The sequence below is a fragment of the Dietzia sp. E1 genome (assembly GCF_014145015.1).
Lineage (GTDB): Bacteria > Actinomycetota > Actinomycetes > Mycobacteriales > Mycobacteriaceae > Dietzia > Dietzia cinnamea_A.
This window is the reverse complement of sequence record NZ_JAALDU010000064.1, coordinates 1-15,612: the sequence shown is the minus strand read 5'-3', so window position 1 is coordinate 15,612 and position 15,612 is coordinate 1. Positions and strand designations below refer to the sequence as shown.

Below are 15,612 nucleotides of genomic sequence, written 5' to 3'. Positions count from 1 at the left end.
CATCAGAACCCTGCTTTCCGAAGCACGTCCCTAACAACGGCGATCGGAATGTGTGACGACGACGAGGGCCCGCAACGCAGACCGCCGGCCCCGCGCATCGTGTGCGGGACCGGCCGACGGGGCGAGGGCGGCTGCGGTTCGTCTACCGAGAGCCGGCCTGGGTGCGTGCCTGCAGAGGGTGGCTCATGCCTCAGCGGTGGTCACCGACGTCTCGACGCTGGGCTCGCTCGCGTCTGTGGCCGGGCTCGAGGTGGGCGCCGGCGCCGACGGGTTGGTCGTCGCGGTCACCTTGGGCAGCGGCGGTAGATCGAACATCCACCCGGCGGTGCCGTCGGGTCGGAGCATGGCCTGCTGCGCGGAGTCGTCGAGCGCGATCGCGATGAGGATCTCGTACTCCCGGCCCGCCGACAGCGCGGTGGTCCTCGAGCCGGTCGACTGCTCGCAGTCCGAGCTGACGGTGCCGGCCCTGCGGATCGACCCGCTCGGGCGGACCTCAGCGAAGTCTCCCGGGCCGAGGGATGCCCACCGGTCGGGGCCCGCCTCGGCAGAGGTGCGGATGCTCAGGGTGAGCTCCACTCCGCAGCCGGGTGTCCGCGCGATGTCGTCGATCCTCGCGGTGCCCAACTCGACGCCCTCGCGGTTGACCACGGCGAACTCCCGGCCGACCCGCACCATCTCGGGTTCCTGCGGACCCGCGGGAACGGTGGTGGGCACGGTCGGCTCGGAGGCCGCCGGCTCCGACGTTGTGGGCTCCGAACCCACTGGCTCCGGCTCCGCGGCGTGCGGTTCTGAGGACTGGGTCGGTTGCGGCGAGGCGGTCTGGCTCGGGGCGGTCTCGGTCGACTTTCCCTCCTCGTCTGTCGACGACTCGTCGCCCGCGACCTCCTCCAACGAAGGCAACTCCGTCTCGTCGACGTTGCCCGGGGAAGTTTCACTAGCCAGCGCTGCCTGGGTCTCTGTTTGCATGACTTCGGCAGTCCGCATGGCGGATACCTGGCCGAGTTGCTCTGGGAGCGGGCTGGGCCAAGAGGCGCTGGGGCGGGTTGGTGCATCAGTAAAGGAACTAGAAGCGCCACATTCGGCGTGGGCGAGAATTACATGGAAGGTCCAAGGGTCGGAACCGAGAACGTTTCCTGACGCTTCGACGAAGAGTCGGAGTTGGGACAGGGCATAGCCGTTCTTTTCAACACTGTGATGCTGGAGGACTCCCGTGTACGTATACAGCCCGATGTTCCTGGTGAAAGAGATCTGATGGCCTTCACTGGGTATCGAAATTTGGTCACCATCGTTCCAAAGAAATCCGCCGATCGTAATTGGAGAACCGGAAATCGAGGCATCGCCGTCCACGCCAGGAGCGCACGAAGCGGTAGCGGTGATCGGCGTGGAAGAAGTACGAACGAGAGGCACCCTCACTAGCAGGGCCCAAGCTGTCGCCTCGAGATCCCTGGTTTGGGACACGGCGTAGCTAGTTCCGGGGCCATCCGGGAGATCTTCGAACTGGCACCCGTCGGGCTGCTGGTTCTCCCGACGCGCGCACGTCCGAGTGTCAGCACTTGCCCGAACCGAGGTGAAGGCGTTGCCAGCGGACTCATTGCGCCAGTTAGAGGGCACTTCGTTGCGCGCGATCCAATGGGTGGTGGGAGCTACTTCGCGCTGAACCGACCCGATGCTCCTCGCGCCAGAGAGCCAGGGCTTGAGGGAACCATAAGCCGCGGCGGACCTCGCGAAGTTCTTTCCAGCGATTTCGCTGGTCCCGAATTGGGAGGTGCCCATGACCCGGTCCGACCATGTTGCCTCAGTCGGCCGGATGGAGATCGCGCTCAGAGCCACCGTCGCGATTAACGCGAGAACTCCTACGAGCACCAGCCCGACGCGGAAAAAGCCACGTGTCTCACTCATCGCTCGACCTCCGTTCCGGGTTCTCCTCCTCGCCCCGCGGCCAGAACGCCCACAGCACGCCGAGCGCCGCGACGAGGCTGATCCCGCCCAAGACGTAGGGGTTGCCGAACCACACGATCACCTTGGCGAGCTCTGGCACGGACCACAGCACCTTGCGGACCGTCTCGACGCGGTACATGCCGGGGTCGACGTTGGGGTTGGCGTCGCCTTTCATCTGGACCAGGGCTTCGCCGGGCGACTGCGGGTACACCTCCACGACCCGGTGGGTCACGGGCAGCTGGCCTTCCTCGCGATCGACCGTGATCACGTCACCCACCCGGATCTCATCGGCGGAGATCTCCTTGACCACTGCCACGGAGCCCGTGGGGATCGTCGGAGACATCGAGCCGGTCTTGAACATGATCAGTGAGATGTTCATCGACACCGCGAGGATCACCAGCACGATGCAGACCACGCCGGCGGCGGCGAGCAGGTTGCCGATGCCGCCGCCGATGTAGGACCACACCGACCTGCCCCGCGGCGCCCGATGGGACCCGGCAGTGGAGGTCGACTCTTCGGACGGGGGCGGCACGGTCTGGGCGCTCATGGCGGTCTCCTGGTGAGGGCGGGAGGGGCGGCGAGGGAGTTCAACTAGGCGCCGGCGACGGTGGGGATACCGCCGCCGGCGCGTGGCGGATTATGGAGTGGTGGTCCGGGCGGCGGGCTCGTTCTTGGAGGTGGCGGCGAACTCCCAGAGGATCGGCTGCGACTTCTTGTTGGAGACGGTGGGGGTGGCCTTGTCGTCGAGGGTCGCGGAGAAGCACACCCAGCGGTAGCCACCCGCTGCGATGTCGGTGGTGAGCATCTGCCCGGCGGGCGCCCCGATCGTCACGGGTGCACCGAAGGTGGTGCCGGCTCCACACGCCGGTGCGGTCTCGCTGGTGCCGGCGTCGGTGACGGCGACCTTTACGACGTCCCTCAGGTCACTGGTATCGGCATTGGTCCGCTTGAGGACAATGTCGGCGCCGAGATTTCCATGGGCCTCGTGCAGTCCGACCAGCTGGTAGACGGGAACGCCCGGGATGAGGGCGTTGGCATTCTGGGCGAACGACATGGCTCCCGGCCCGTTGTCGCCGGTGCCGGTCGAGGAGACGTGCTCTTTCCAGTTGGCGCCGCCGTCGAACGAGCCCTGGATGTTGAAGGCGTTTCCCTCGGTGCCGAACGTGCCCGATCCCCACACGGTATCCGACCAGGCGGCCAGGGTCACGGCGGCGCCGACGCCCAGGACGAGCCCGGAAGCCATGATCGCGCGGGCCTTCTTGCGGCGGTTCTGGTTCTTGACGGCGGGCTGGGGGGACTGGGGCGCGGTGCTCATGGCTGCCTTTCCGAGGAGGGGGATTGCACCAGCTCTTGCTGACGCGACACGTTTATTATCTTTCACCTACCCGCCAGTAGCAAGCCGAAGCGCTGGTTTTGTTGACTAATTCACACATTGGCCAATTCCGGGGACAACCGCTGTCTGCCAGGCATTATGAGGCGCGCCTCGGGTATCCCGTTGAGCGGGAGGCGAGACAGACCGTTCTGGTCACCTGACTTGGACGGCTGTCCTAGATGCTAGGAAGTGCAAGCAATCGACGACGATGACACCGCCGCGCGTCCTCCTGGCCTGCTCCTGCTCGGGGGCCGATCCGGCGGGTGCGGCATCAGCGAATACGCAGGTCAGAGCGTTAGATGCGCTGCCCGGACAGTGCGGCGGGGGTGGCGGGCGGCGTCGGAGAGCGGCCCTCGGTTCTCGCCGTCCGCGATAAGCGGTGCGCCGGATGAGAAGTGGACGGCCCGGACACTGTGTGAGTGTCCGGGCCGTGTCCGTTGTCGAAGGTGCCGCCGTGGGCGGCTCGAAGTTGTGGGTGTGGGCGTGGCCATGTGACGACGACGAGGCCGCCGATCCCCGCCAGAGTTCCGCGTGCCGACTGGACGTGCTCTGCCGCACCCGCCAGCCCCGGGCTGGCTGGCCAGCACCCGTCCAGCGGCCAGCCCGCCCTCACCTCACCGCGTGAAGTCGATGACCAGCCGTCCGCGCGTGCCGCCGGCTTCGAGTCGCTCGTGGGCTCGCCAGGCGTCCTCGGGCGCGTAGCTGTCCGCAACGCGGAGGGTGACCACGCCGTCTTCGGCCAACTGCCGTAGCTCGTCGAGCTTCTCCTGCTCCTCGGCCATGTCCGCCACGCTCACGGCATGGACCTGCAGGTCGCGCTGGCCGTCGCCCTGGTACCACCGCACTGTCGCGACCCCGCCCCCGGTCTTGACCGCGGGGAGCACGGCGGCGTCCTGGACGGCTCCGTCGAAGAGGCCGTCGACCCCGTCGGGGTAGAGCTCGAGGATGCGGTCGGCGACGCCGTCTCCTCGCCGGACGATCTGATCGGCGCCGAGCGACCGGACCAGCTCTTCATCCGCCTCGGACGCGTCGGCGACCACCACGAGGCCGTCGTGCTTGGCCAGCTGGATGACGTACCCGCCGGTCGAGCCGGCCGCTCCGGTGACCGCGAGGACCTGGCCGGGCTCCAGCCCCAGAAGATCGAGCGCGCGGCGCGCGGTGAGGCCGTTCATGGGGAGCGTCGACGCGGCGATGTCGTCGGCGTCGCGGGGCGAGGCGGTGATCGACCGGGCGGGCAGGACGATGTCCTCGCGGTACGCACCGTGGTCATCGCGCGGCACCACGATCCCCATCACCCGGTCGCCGACGGACAGGGAGGTGTCGACGTCCTCGCCGATCTCGACGAGCGTTCCGGCGATGTCCATGCCGGGGACGTCTGCGGCTCCGCGTGGCGTTCCGGTCTTCGAGCGGGAGCCGTTGCGCGTGTAGGTGTCGGTGGGGTTGACGGTGGCGGCGGCGACGCGCACGCGGACCTCGGTCGGGCCGAGTTCCTGCTTGGGGACGTCCACGACCTGCAGGGCGTCGGGCCCACCGTAGGTCGTGACTCCGACAGCGCGGACGGAGGCGGTTGAGACGGTCATTGTTCCTCTTTCCCGCGAACCCGGCCAGTGTGGGCCGACCCGCTGGATTGTTGGCACGAGTGACTGCTGTCTCGCTGCGTAACCACGCAACCGTTCAGAAGATTCCGACCCGGCCCCCGACCCCGCGCCCGAGCGAGCTGAGCACAGCGGCCAGGAGGCCGCCCCCTCGGGCGCGTCGCGAGGTCAAACCCGTTCACGTTTTCCCAGGACGCGTCCGCCGCGACGCTGCACATGCGACCACTCGCCGAGCGACATGCCGGGTAGGAAAAGGCGACCGCCCCGACCACCCAGACCACGACGACCACGACGACGACGAGGTCACTCCGATCCCATGGCCCCGCGGCCACCCATGTGGCGGGACGGGCGACCAACGCAGCCGCTGGGACCTAGGACCACTTGTCGACGAAGGCCAGGGTGGCCGCGTTGGCGGTCTCGGGGTCCGAGGCGGTGAGGAAGTGCTGGCCGCCCTCGACGATCTGGAGTTCGGCGGAGGGAGAGCCGGTGAAGCGGGCGATGCCGTCCTCGGCGTTGGCCACGGAGTACACGGCGTCGGCGGTGCCCTGCAGCCAGAGGACCGGGCAGATCACGTCGCCGAGTCGGGCTTCGAGGCCGTCGCGGTCGCGCAGGTTGATCGACGCTGTGCGGAGGCGGTGCCGGCCGTCGTCGCCTGTGTAGTTCTGGCGGTACGTGTCCAGCCAGAACTGCTTTTCGGAGTCCGACATGTCGTCTCCGAGGCCGGCGGCCAGGACGCCGAGGACGAACTCGTCGTCGACAAGCCACTCGTCCCCGACGGGGGCGGCGAGGGCGTCGATCGCGGGGGTGCAGAAGCCGGAGCCGTCCCAGCAGCCGCGCTCCATGCTGGCCTGGCTCTCGTAGTCCATGGAGGTGCCGACCACGACGATGCCCCGGACGGCGTCGGGGTCGAGCAGTGCCATGCGGGTGGCGATCCATCCGCCCTGGGAGGTGCCCAGCGCGAAGGCCATGTCGATGTCGAGGGCCTGCATCACCTGGAGGGCGGCGATCGCGCTGTCCCAGTAGGTGAAGTGCCGGTAGCGGGAGCGGGTCGCGCCGTGCCCGTAGGGCTCGATGGCGAGCAGGTTCATGCGGGCGGCGAGGTCATCGCTGGCGAACTGCGGCCGGTACAGCTCCACCGAGGTGGTGAAGGAGTTGAGCATCACCAGGGTGGGCAGGGTGGGGTCGTACTCGCGGCCGAACCGGTAGCCGATGGTGGAGCCGCCGAGGTGAGGGATGTCGATGGTCTGGGTAGTCATGGCGCTCCTAGTGAGGGGAACTAAGGGGTTCCTCGACAATAGGAGGATCGCCGCGTGTGTAGTAGACGAATCAGCGAGATGACCGACTCTGCCTTGAGCCTGGTGGCCCCTGCGCCCGTCCACCGACCGGGGGATGGGTCAGCCGATCACGCCCGTCAGCCCCCGCCCGAGCAGGCTGAGCGCGCCGACGGTGACCACGACGATCGCTACCTTCCGCCCGACGGCCGCGGGCGCCCGCCGCGCGACCAGGCCGCCGATGACGATGCCGATCGGCACCATCGCCACGACCAGCCCGACCACCGCCAGCGGCAGCTCGGACACCGGCGCGGCGCCGAACCCGACCTTGACCAGGACGGACACCACGCCCATGGTCCCGAAGATCGGCTGCAGGGTCGCGGCGAACGACCGCTGGCCCCAGTTGGTCGCCTGCGCGTAGACCAGCATCGCGGGCGCGGCCACCCCGACGGCCGTGTTGAGGAATCCTCCTGCGGTGCCGGCCGCGGCGGCGGGGAGGCGACCGCTCATGGGCGGGATCCGCACCAACGCGGTCGTCAGCAGCGTGCCGATCAGTGCGACGCCGATGATCACCTCGAGCCAATGGCGGTCCGCGGCGCCGACCAGGAGCGCTCCGGGCACGGACCCCACGACGATCAGGGGAGCGAGGCGGCGGTATCGCTGCCAGTCGATGTCGTGTCGCAGCGTGATCCCGATGAGCACGGCGGAGACGACGGTCGTGATGTTTGTCAGCAGTACGCCGGTGACGGGCCCGAGCAGCAGCGCGAGCGTCGGCGAAACCACGAGCCCGACCCCCATCCCGCTGACCCGCTGCAGCACGGTCCCGAGGATGACGGCCGACGCCGCCACGAGCAGGAGCAGGGGCGCGACGTCGGCGGGCATGGGGCCAGCATTCCAGGTGCCTCCGGCGGGGCCGTCGGCCGATCGGTGGGCTGGCGCCGCCTGGCACGTCGGCGTGGGTCGCCGTGACTATGTGACGACGACGAGGTGAGCGACCTCGGCCCTCATTCGCTGGTCGGTGGGCCGGACTTGCTGTCACGCAGCTGAACAGGCTGGCCGGACATCCGACCTGAGTCCCACAAGTTGACGTCGTTCCTGGCCGCTTCGTTAGGATCGCTGCAGGTCACGAGTTTGAGCATGTGGCGCGCGGGTCACTAAACGAGCGGAATTTGGAGGTGGTGGATTTGTACGTGGTGCAGTCCAAGACCGCCTCCGGGGCCATCGGCGTGCAGATCTGGGAGAAGATCCGCGGTCGGCGCCAGATGATCGCGCACATCGGCTCCGCCCACACGCCCGGCGAGCTTGCGGCATTGATCGAGATCGCCAAGCAACGAATCAATGCTGACCAGCACGAACTCGATCTCGGACTAGACGACCGAGCATCGGCGGTGATCGATCTGCCCGCCAGCTCGGCAGCGGTAGTCAAACGGTCGTCGTCACGAATCTTGTGGCAGGGCTTGGCTGGCAGCTATGAGCGCCTGGGGTTGGGCGTGGTGGCCGATTCGGTGTTCCGCGACCTGGTACTGGCCCGTCTGGTCGAGCCGACGAGCAAACTCGATTCGGTACGGGTGCTCGGGAGCCTTGGTCTAGATCCTCCGCACGTCAACACGCTTTACAATTGTCTAGGTCGGGTGGTTGCTCGCGACTACCGCACACTCATCGCGGCCGCTTGTTGGCGCCACGTCACCGCCGCCGGCGGCCCCGGCGTCGCCTTGGTGCTGTATGACCTGACCACCTTGTACTTCGAGGCCGAGAAAGAAGACGGCCTGCGCAAAGTCGGCATGAGTAAGGAACGCCGCGTCGATCCGCAAATCACCGTCGGCCTGCTGGTCGCCCGGGACGGATTCCCGCTGGACGTGCACGTTTTCGAGGGCAACAAGGCAGAGACCAAGACCTTGATCCCGGTGATCACCGCCTTCCAGGAGCGGCACGCAATCACGGACATGGTCGTCGTGGCGGATGCGGGGATGCTCTCGGCGGCCAACCTCAATGCCCTCGAAGACGCAGGTCTGTCGTTCATCGTCGGCTCCCGCACCTCCAAAGCGCCCAAGGAGCTCGAGGAGCACTTCGGTCGCCGCGGCAACGCCATCGACGACGGCGAGACCGTGGAGCTGACCCGCCCGATGGGGCAAGGCCGCGACCGGCGCGACCGCAGAGTGGTCTGGCATTACAAGTGGGAGCGCGCCCAGCGGGATCGTCGCACGCTCAACGCCCAGATCGACCGTGCCCAGCGGGTGGCCGACCGGGCTGAGCCCTTGAAAAAGCAGCGGTTCGTCAAGGTAACCGGTCAGAACGTCACCTTGGACGAGGCCTCGATCGAACGCGCCCGCCAGTCCGCGGGCTACAAGGGGTACGTCACCAATATCGACCCGACGATCATGGATGGCCACGCCGTGGTGGCGTCGTACCACGACCTGTGGAAGGTCGAGCAATCGTTCCGGATGGCCAAGTCCGACCTCAAGGCAAGACCGGTCTTCCACCGGACCAGGGATTCCATCGAGGCCCACTTGACCGTGGTGTTCGCCGCTCTGGCGGTCGCCCGCTACCTGCAGAACATCACCGGCGTATCGATCAAGAAGATCGTCAGCACCCTCGAACCCCTGCGCACGATCGTGGTCGCCATCGGCGACCACGAGATGGTCGTGGAGCCGAGCATCAACGAGGACGCCCGCAAACTCATCGATGCGATAAACGCGGGTCACTAAAAGTTGTGGAACTCAGGTCTGGCGTTGGTCGACTAAGGAAGCAGAGGCGTCATTCGTCGGTCGAGTAGTCAGCTGAGCCCTTTGGCTTCGACTAGAATCCCGCCGGCGACGGGATCGATCTGAAGCGCGAGCGTCGGTGCAGACACGGGCATCACACCCTCGTCTCTTTTACCCGCTGTATTCCGGTCCCGAGGGCACGGCAGACCGCCAGAGCTGGAGTAGTGGGGCGACGTCAGCTGGCACGAGAAGCAGCCTCTCAGGTGGCCTCACCGCAGCCGTTACCGCGTTGGAGCTGGTAGCACATCGGGGCGTGTCGTCGGGCGTGTCCGGTGGAGCAGACTTACATAGTTTTGTTACATCCTATGAGTGTTTTCGTGCGTAAGCGCTAGCCCGACAAGCATAGAATTTAAGCGCGGAGGCTTAACACTCATGTGAGTTGTCTGCAACCTCCGCTGGAGAGAGGACCATATAGCAGTTGCCGCAGACGGGGGCGTTCGGCCGCAAGGCGCACTCGCAAGTCTTACAAGCGGGACAGATCGCCACACCACATTTTGCGCATTGGTCCGTGTCCGAGCGAAGATCGAAACTCTCTCCACAAACTGGATTCGCGCACTCGAGGGAGCGGAATCCTAGACTGCCGGTAGCAAATCGGTGAGTAGGAGTGAGAGCGACGAACACGTATCTTCCTTCTGAATCCAATGCGGCGGTCGCACGCATGTCGCCGAGGACGCTACGGTTTCGATACTCAATGGCTTCGGAAAGGAAAGTGATCGTAGGGCCCCCACGCGCTTGCAAGGCGAGCTCGGCGAAAGAACTCTGCACACTCTTCGTTGCGGGCGGCAAGTCATGGTAAGTGGTACTCGAGCTTACGACTTCACCGCCGAGGTCTGAAACTGCGAGAATCCAACGGGAATTCGCTGGCATTAGACTCTTGACGCGAAGAAGAACAGCTGACCTCGATGCTTCAGACTCGGCGTACAGATTCGCCATTATTTCCGCTACGTTAGTCTTCTCCCAGTCGCGATCTGAGTCGTCAAACGGAATCAGTATTCTGGCGGCAATAGCGTGGCTAACTTGTTCTTCGACAGTTCGCTGGCGCTCCCGCGGCATATCCAAGAGCGAAAAGCACCACTCTTGGTGTTTTACTTGCAAGTGGTGCCCTAACTCGTGGAGCACGGTAAAGTTGTCACGGCGCCACATGGTCGGATGAAGGTAGATTTGGGGCGGGTTCTGCCGATAATACCCCCCGCCGCGGCAGTCGGTTTCGGAGAAGCTGCGATCGAATATCAACTGGATGTCATCGCGGTCCTGGAGTGTCCCAATCGGGTCTGTTCGAAGTTTGTCGAAGTCGAAATCGGTGGAGCAGTCGATCAGAGCTTGCGCGATTTGGTCGATTTTGTTCTCGGTGGCGAGCTTTTCCCAATCTGTCATCTACTTGCCGACCCGTAGTATGGCGTCTCGAATCTTCTGCGGTTCAATCGCATCGCCGTCGTCACGGGCTGCGAGGGCGAACTCTGCCCGAGTGCGCCTTCGAAAGTCGCCTTCGTCCATGCCGAGCATCCGGGACCGATCTTTAATCTCCTGTTTGTAGTCAGGAGATGAGATTACGTCGAGGACGTGCCCGAGTGGGTCGGTCGTCAACAGGGAATTCGCGGTCTCGCCGAATGCGATCCTTAATCTCTCAATAGCCTGGTCCGATAGTGGGACTTGACCCTTCCAGATGGGGCTGAGTTCCGTGTGGCTTAAACCGAGTGCCTCCGCGACCTCTTTAGCTTTTAGGCCGATCTTGCTCGCTTCATCTCGATCGAAGAATTCAGAAGCAGTACTTTCTACTGTTAGGAAGCACAGTTCTTGCCAATGCTCGAGCATTCGGTTGTCGTATGACTCTTGGTTTAAGTCTTCTCTGTGTCGCGCTGCGAAAGGGAAAGCGGTTTCCTTTCCTTCCTCGAGCGCTGTTGAAACCGGTGCAATCTGGGAGGGGTGGATAGCTTGCCCTATCCTATGATCGAGAAGATGATTTCCTATTCCTGTTTCCCGAGTGGGCCACACTGTTACCGGGGCGTCCTGGTGCTCCATTTCGACTAGGATGCCCGGGAAGAAGCTGTTGTCCTCGTTGATTTCAGCTGGCCAGGCCAGGACGAACGACTCATGTACAGCCGAGATCACCGCGTGTCCAACTTCTTCGGCGTTCCACGAAAGTGCCCAGAGGTCGCCGGCCACAGGCTGCTCCGGGTCAGCTTTTGGCATCTCGCCCCCTGTACATTTCCATTACCTTTTTCTTTTCGGCGGCGGGGAGCGCTCCGAGGTACTCGCAGAGCCCCTTCTTTCCGGTAGCTGACTTCTTGACCGAATGCTGGAAGCGCAGAGTCCAAGCTCCGCTTCTTTCAAGTCGGTCGGAGGAAATTTCCGGCATTGGGTCGCTTGGTACGTCTGCCGGTCTGATTCCCGAAGAGACCCGCGGTAGGCCCGACCAGACGATGTCGAACGGGCGTTCTGCCACGCACGCCATTGGTCGCGCAGCTTTACCAACTAGTTGCGGGGCGCTCGTGGCAGGTGCGTACACCCAGTACGCGTCGCCAATCTTGGCAGTGTTATCAGGCACGGGCGTCACCTTAGCGTGTGACTACGACACCTTTGCCGCGGACTAGGCTGGCGTGGCTCACAAGACTGTACATCTCATTCTGGTGAGTCCTGAAGCCAGCCTGCCAACGGGGGAAGGTTTGGGCCGGGCGGTGGCCAATCTGGCCCATTCCAGTCGGTTGGCTAGCTTGGCCTCGGTTTGCGGTAGTCCACCGCACGCCACTACCACCCATCGTCCGGCTGCCGCCGCCCCACATCTGTCGCATACTCCCTATATGCGATCCATCTGGAAGGGCGAGGTCTCGTTCGGTCTGGTCAACGTGCCGGTCAAGGTGTACGCGGCCACGGAGGACCACGACCTGCACGCGCGGCAGGTGGACAAGAAGGACGGCGTCCGCATCCGCTACAAGAAGGTGCGGGACGACAACGGCGAGGAGGTCGAGTTCTCCGACATCGCCAAGGCGTACGAGTCCGAAGAGGGTGAGATGGTCATCCTCACCAAGGAGGACCTCGCCAGTCTGCCGGTGGAGCAGAACCACGAGATCGAGGTGACGGAGTTCGTCCCGGCGGATCAGGTGGATCCGGTGGCCTTCGACAATGCGTACTTCCTGGAGCCGGCGTCGCGCTCCAACCGGGCGTACGTGCTCATGCGCGAGGCGCTGCAGCAGACGGACCGCCTCGCCATCTGCACGTTCACGCTGCGTAACCGCACTCGTCTCTGCGCCCTCCGGGTGTACAAGGACGTGCTGATGCTGCAGACGCTGCTGTGGCCCGACGAGATCCGCCCGGCGATCCTGGAGGGCCTTGACAAGGAGGCCAAGGTCCGGCCGCAGGAGGTCAAGATGGCGGCGTCGCTCATCGAGACCATGGCGGCGGATTTCGAGCCGGAGAAGTACGAGGACGACTACCAGAATCAGCTCAAGGAGTTGATCGAGGCCAAGGCGGCCGGCGGTGAGGCGTTCACGGTGGAGGAGAAGGACACCTCGGGCGACGATGACGGCGACGATGAGGTGGCCGATCTGCTCGCGGCGCTGCGGGCGAGTGTGAAGGACCGGGGCGGTAAGGCGGACGACGCCGACGACCAGGACGACGACGAGGGCGACGACGAGGACTCCGGCTCCGCCAAGAAGACCGCCGGCAAGAAGAGCGGAAGCAGCTCGGCAAAGAAGGCACCGGCCAAGAAGACTGCGGCCAAGAAGGCGCCCGCCAAAAAGGCCGCGGCAAAGAAGTCCACTGCCAAGAAGTCGACGTCCTCCAAGTCGGACTCCGGCAGCTCCGGCTCGAGCGCCGCTAAGAAGTCGACAGCCTCAAAGTCCACTGCCAAGAAGGCTCCGGCGAAGAAGTCGACGGCCCGTAAGGCGCCGGCCAAGAAGTCGGCCTGACCGCGCCCGCCGAGTGGTCATTCCCGTTCACGTTTTCCCAGGACACGCTCGCGCAGACACAGCGTTTGTGACCACTCGGCGAGTTTCGGACCGGTGCACCTCGCCGCTCGCGAGGAGCAAGCTGGGGCCATGCCCTCCAGCATCAGCCCCGCCGCCCTCGAAACCGCTGTCTCCGAGCATCTCCCGTGGCTCCGCGACCTCTATCGCCACTTCCACCGCCACCCGGAGCTCAGCATGGCGGAGCACGCGACGGCGGACCGGATCGAGCAGGAGCTCACCGCGCTGGGCCTGGAGCCCCAGCGGATCGGCGGGACGGGCGTCGTGGCGGTCATCAGCAACGCGGCCCACGCCGGGGCCGGGACCACCGCCGAAGGCCCCACCGTCCTCGCCCGCGCGGACATCGACGCGCTACCCCTCCAGGAGGACACCGGCCTGGAGTACGCCTCCGTAACCCCCGGCGTCATGCACGCGTGTGGCCACGACGCGCACGCGACCGCGCTGCTGGGCGCCATCCGCATCCTCAACGAGAACCGAGGCGCCTGGTCCGGCACCTACATCGCGGTGTTCCAGCCGGGGGAGGAGACGGCCGCCGGCGCCCGCGCGATGGTCGACGACGGCCTGCTCGAGCGGGTCCCGCGGCCGGACGTCGCGCTGAGCCAGCACGTCATGCCCACGGCGGCGGGCACGATCGGCACGGTGGCGGGCCCGGTCCTCTCGGCGGGCGACTCGCTGAAGATCACGATCCACGGCCGGGGCGCGCACGGCTCGATGCCGCACACGGCGGTAGACCCGGTGGTGTTGGCGTCGTCGATCGTCCTGCGCCTGCAGACCGTCGTCTCGCGCGAGGTGGAGCCGGGCACATTCGCGGTGCTCACGGTCGGGTCACTCTGGGCGGGCGCCAAGGCCAACATCATCCCGGACTCGGCGGAGCTGCTGCTCAACATCCGCACCTACGATCCGGCGGTGCGCGAGCAGGTGATCGCCGCGATCGAGCGCATCGTCCGCGGCGAATGCGCGGCCGCCGGCGCCCCGGCCGACCCGGAGTTCCACTACTACGACCAGTACCCGCTCACCAGCAACGATCCCGGCGTCACGGACACGGTCACCGCGGCGTTCGTCGAGCACTTCGGCCCGCGCGCGGTGTACGAGGCCAGTCGGGTCACGGCGTCGGAGGACTTCTCGCTCATCCCGGACGCGTTCGGGGTGCCGTACACGTACTGGACCGTCGGCTCGGTCGATCCCGCCCGCTACCGGGACGCGGTCGCCCGCGGGGCGGTGAGTCAGGAGATCCCGGCCAACCACTCGCCGCACTTCGCGCCGGAGGAGGAGCTGACGCTGCTCACGGCGACGCGCGCCCAGGTGGTGGCGGCGCTGGCCTACCTGGGCGTCGAGCGCGGGGCCGTATAGAAGACGACGACGACAACGACGCGGCTGCGGCACGCTCCCGCGGTCACAACGGTGGCGAACGTGTCGAAGTGCATCAATGGCGCACGCGGTAGCGCGCACAGCGTAAACTTCCCCTCGTCCTGAGGGGAAGGTCCAGAGATGAGACTGGTCATTGCTACCGCGGCAGCCGCGATTATCGCGGTCGGTGTCTCCGGCTGCGGATCCGACAGCGGTGACCCTGTTGAGGCCGGCTCGCTGACAACGAGCACCACCACGAGCGCCAGCACCAGCAGCACAACCTCGGCAGTGACCAGCAGCGCGCCCAGCTCGTCTACTACGGAAGCGGAGAGCGCGGCACCCGCGACTAGTGAGACCCCAGCTGTCGCGCCCGCGCCACCGGCAGCGGCAGCGCCGACCCGACCCGCGTTCATGCGGCCGGAGGACTTCGATCCCTATGGCCCTCCGCGGTTTGTCCAGTGCTGGGAGCGGAACGCAGCGGTGATGTCGGACGGGTCCATCGTCACCGACACCGTCAATTGCGCGCCGCCGCTCTCGAAGCCCGAGTCAGCTCCGTACACCGACCCGCCGCGGGCCGACGGGTGCGTCGGACCTGCCGCCACCTGCGGCTACTACGACGAGAACGGCAATCCGATCTGGTTCGACAAGGAAACGGGAGAAACCTCGCCGCGCTACTTCGATGAAGACGGCAATCCGACCATGGACCCGAACTAAGACACCCGTGTCCGCTGCTCAGGCGTGCGCGGCCACAACCTCCTCCATCGAGTCCCCGGTGTGCGAGGCCCACTGGCTGAAGACCGCGGCTGTCATGGCCGCGGCGGCGTAGAGGGCGGACGCAGGCCCGTGCTCGCGGGCCACGGTGCGGATGCCGGTGGCGGCGTCGCAGTCGAGCAGCACCGCCTCGCACAGGTCGGCCATGCCCTCCGGCGCGTCATCCAGCCGGGCCCTGTCACGGACCGCGCCGATGACGTCCGCCGGTAGTTGCGGTGCCAGCGTCTGGGCGAGCTGGGCGAAGCGCGTCGCCACGGTCAACGCGTCGGGGATCGGCGGGGGAGTGGTCTCGGCGGTCAGCTCGAGCTCCGCGAGGAGCGCGCCGGCGGCGGAGATGTCGTCGCGGGCGTGGGCGTCCAGGACAGCGCGGACACTGGCGACCGCAGCAGCGTGCCGCTGCTTGGCGCGCTCCATCCCGGCGTCGAGGTCGGCGACGGACGCGGTCCACACATCGACGCCCTCGCGAGCCAGGAGAGGGGCGAGGAGCTCGAACTGTGCGCGCTGTTCCGGGGATGCCATGCACCCATTGTCTCCGGTCGCGCTGCCGGGGCGTGCCCGGCCGCCCCCGCCTGCCCGCTCGGCCGCCGCTGCGCG

Annotated in this window: 12 protein-coding genes; 4 read left to right on the top strand and 8 right to left on the bottom strand. The window is 66.2% G+C overall.

Annotated features, from left to right (window positions below):
* Window positions 1-183: 183 nt before the first annotated feature.
* From G6030_RS02965 to G6030_RS02940, 6 genes are all read right to left on the bottom strand, one after another.
* On the bottom strand, window positions 184-984 hold the full coding sequence (locus G6030_RS02965) for a hypothetical protein (protein WP_182642151.1): 801 nt from the start codon (window positions 982-984) through the stop codon (window positions 184-186).
* 907 nt (window positions 985-1,891) lie between these two features.
* On the bottom strand, window positions 1,892-2,485 hold the full coding sequence (locus G6030_RS02960; protein WP_182642150.1) for a signal peptidase I: 594 nt from the start codon (window positions 2,483-2,485) through the stop codon (window positions 1,892-1,894).
* Between the two features lie 90 nt (window positions 2,486-2,575).
* Window positions 2,576-3,253, bottom strand: a complete 678-nt coding sequence (locus G6030_RS02955; protein WP_182642149.1) for a SipW-dependent-type signal peptide-containing protein — start codon at window positions 3,251-3,253, stop codon at window positions 2,576-2,578.
* A 671-nt stretch (window positions 3,254-3,924) separates the two neighbouring features.
* The gene (locus tag G6030_RS02950) at window positions 3,925-4,890 is read right to left on the bottom strand and encodes an NADP-dependent oxidoreductase (protein ID WP_182642148.1); all 966 of its coding nucleotides are present in this window, start codon (window positions 4,888-4,890) and stop codon (window positions 3,925-3,927) included.
* A 386-nt stretch (window positions 4,891-5,276) separates the two neighbouring features.
* Window positions 5,277-6,161: an alpha/beta hydrolase gene (locus G6030_RS02945; RefSeq protein WP_182642147.1), complete on the bottom strand. Its 885-nt coding sequence runs from the start codon at window positions 6,159-6,161 to the stop codon at window positions 5,277-5,279.
* 138 nt (window positions 6,162-6,299) lie between these two features.
* Entirely contained in the window at window positions 6,300-7,058 is a 759-nt protein-coding gene (locus G6030_RS02940) for a sulfite exporter TauE/SafE family protein (protein ID WP_182642146.1), read from the bottom strand.
* 308 nt (window positions 7,059-7,366) lie between these two features.
* On the opposite strand from G6030_RS02940, the gene G6030_RS02935 reads away from it, so the two are divergent.
* On the top strand, window positions 7,367-8,881 hold the full coding sequence (locus tag G6030_RS02935; RefSeq protein ID WP_232303191.1) for an IS1634 family transposase: 1,515 nt from the start codon (window positions 7,367-7,369) through the stop codon (window positions 8,879-8,881).
* 1,431 nt (window positions 8,882-10,312) lie between these two features.
* On the opposite strand, the gene G6030_RS02925 is transcribed toward G6030_RS02935, so the two are convergent.
* Entirely contained in the window at window positions 10,313-11,128 is an 816-nt protein-coding gene (locus G6030_RS02925) for a hypothetical protein (RefSeq protein WP_182642144.1), read from the bottom strand.
* Window positions 11,129-11,736: 608 nt separating this feature from the next.
* Here G6030_RS02925 and G6030_RS02920 point away from each other — a divergent pair.
* The 3 genes from G6030_RS02920 (at window position 11,737) to G6030_RS02910 (ending at window position 14,961) form a co-directional block, all read left to right on the top strand.
* Window positions 11,737-12,843: a Ku protein gene (locus tag G6030_RS02920; protein WP_182642143.1), complete on the top strand. Its 1,107-nt coding sequence runs from the start codon at window positions 11,737-11,739 to the stop codon at window positions 12,841-12,843.
* Window positions 12,844-12,972: 129 nt separating this feature from the next.
* Window positions 12,973-14,250, top strand: a complete 1,278-nt coding sequence (locus G6030_RS02915; RefSeq protein ID WP_182642142.1) for a M20 family metallopeptidase — start codon at window positions 12,973-12,975, stop codon at window positions 14,248-14,250.
* A 138-nt stretch (window positions 14,251-14,388) separates the two neighbouring features.
* Window positions 14,389-14,961, top strand: coding sequence for a hypothetical protein (locus G6030_RS02910; protein ID WP_182642141.1), 573 nt, complete (start codon window positions 14,389-14,391; stop codon window positions 14,959-14,961).
* An 18-nt stretch (window positions 14,962-14,979) separates the two neighbouring features.
* Here G6030_RS02910 and G6030_RS02905 read toward each other — a convergent pair whose 3' ends face one another.
* Window positions 14,980-15,537: a hypothetical protein gene (locus G6030_RS02905; protein ID WP_182642140.1), complete on the bottom strand. Its 558-nt coding sequence runs from the start codon at window positions 15,535-15,537 to the stop codon at window positions 14,980-14,982.
* Window positions 15,538-15,612 lie beyond the last annotated feature (75 nt).

Bases quoted from the DNA above. Each gene is read 5' to 3' on its own strand.
- G6030_RS02965 (WP_182642151.1), bottom strand. From the start codon at position 984: ATGCGGACTGCCGAAGTCATGCAAACAGAGACCCAGGCAGCGCTGGCT.
- G6030_RS02960 (WP_182642150.1), bottom strand. From the start codon at position 2,485: ATGAGCGCCCAGACCGTGCCGCCCCCGTCCGAAGAGTCGACCTCCACT.
- G6030_RS02955 (WP_182642149.1), bottom strand. From the start codon at position 3,253: ATGAGCACCGCGCCCCAGTCCCCCCAGCCCGCCGTCAAGAACCAGAAC.
- G6030_RS02950 (WP_182642148.1), bottom strand. From the start codon at position 4,890: ATGACCGTCTCAACCGCCTCCGTCCGCGCTGTCGGAGTCACGACCTAC.
- G6030_RS02945 (WP_182642147.1), bottom strand. From the start codon at position 6,161: ATGACTACCCAGACCATCGACATCCCTCACCTCGGCGGCTCCACCATC.
- G6030_RS02940 (WP_182642146.1), bottom strand. From the start codon at position 7,058: ATGCCCGCCGACGTCGCGCCCCTGCTCCTGCTCGTGGCGGCGTCGGCC.
- G6030_RS02925 (WP_182642144.1), bottom strand. From the start codon at position 11,128: ATGCCAAAAGCTGACCCGGAGCAGCCTGTGGCCGGCGACCTCTGGGCA.
- G6030_RS02920 (WP_182642143.1), top strand. From the start codon at position 11,737: ATGCGATCCATCTGGAAGGGCGAGGTCTCGTTCGGTCTGGTCAACGTG.
- G6030_RS02915 (WP_182642142.1), top strand. From the start codon at position 12,973: ATGCCCTCCAGCATCAGCCCCGCCGCCCTCGAAACCGCTGTCTCCGAG.
- G6030_RS02910 (WP_182642141.1), top strand. From the start codon at position 14,389: ATGAGACTGGTCATTGCTACCGCGGCAGCCGCGATTATCGCGGTCGGT.
- G6030_RS02905 (WP_182642140.1), bottom strand. From the start codon at position 15,537: ATGGCATCCCCGGAACAGCGCGCACAGTTCGAGCTCCTCGCCCCTCTC.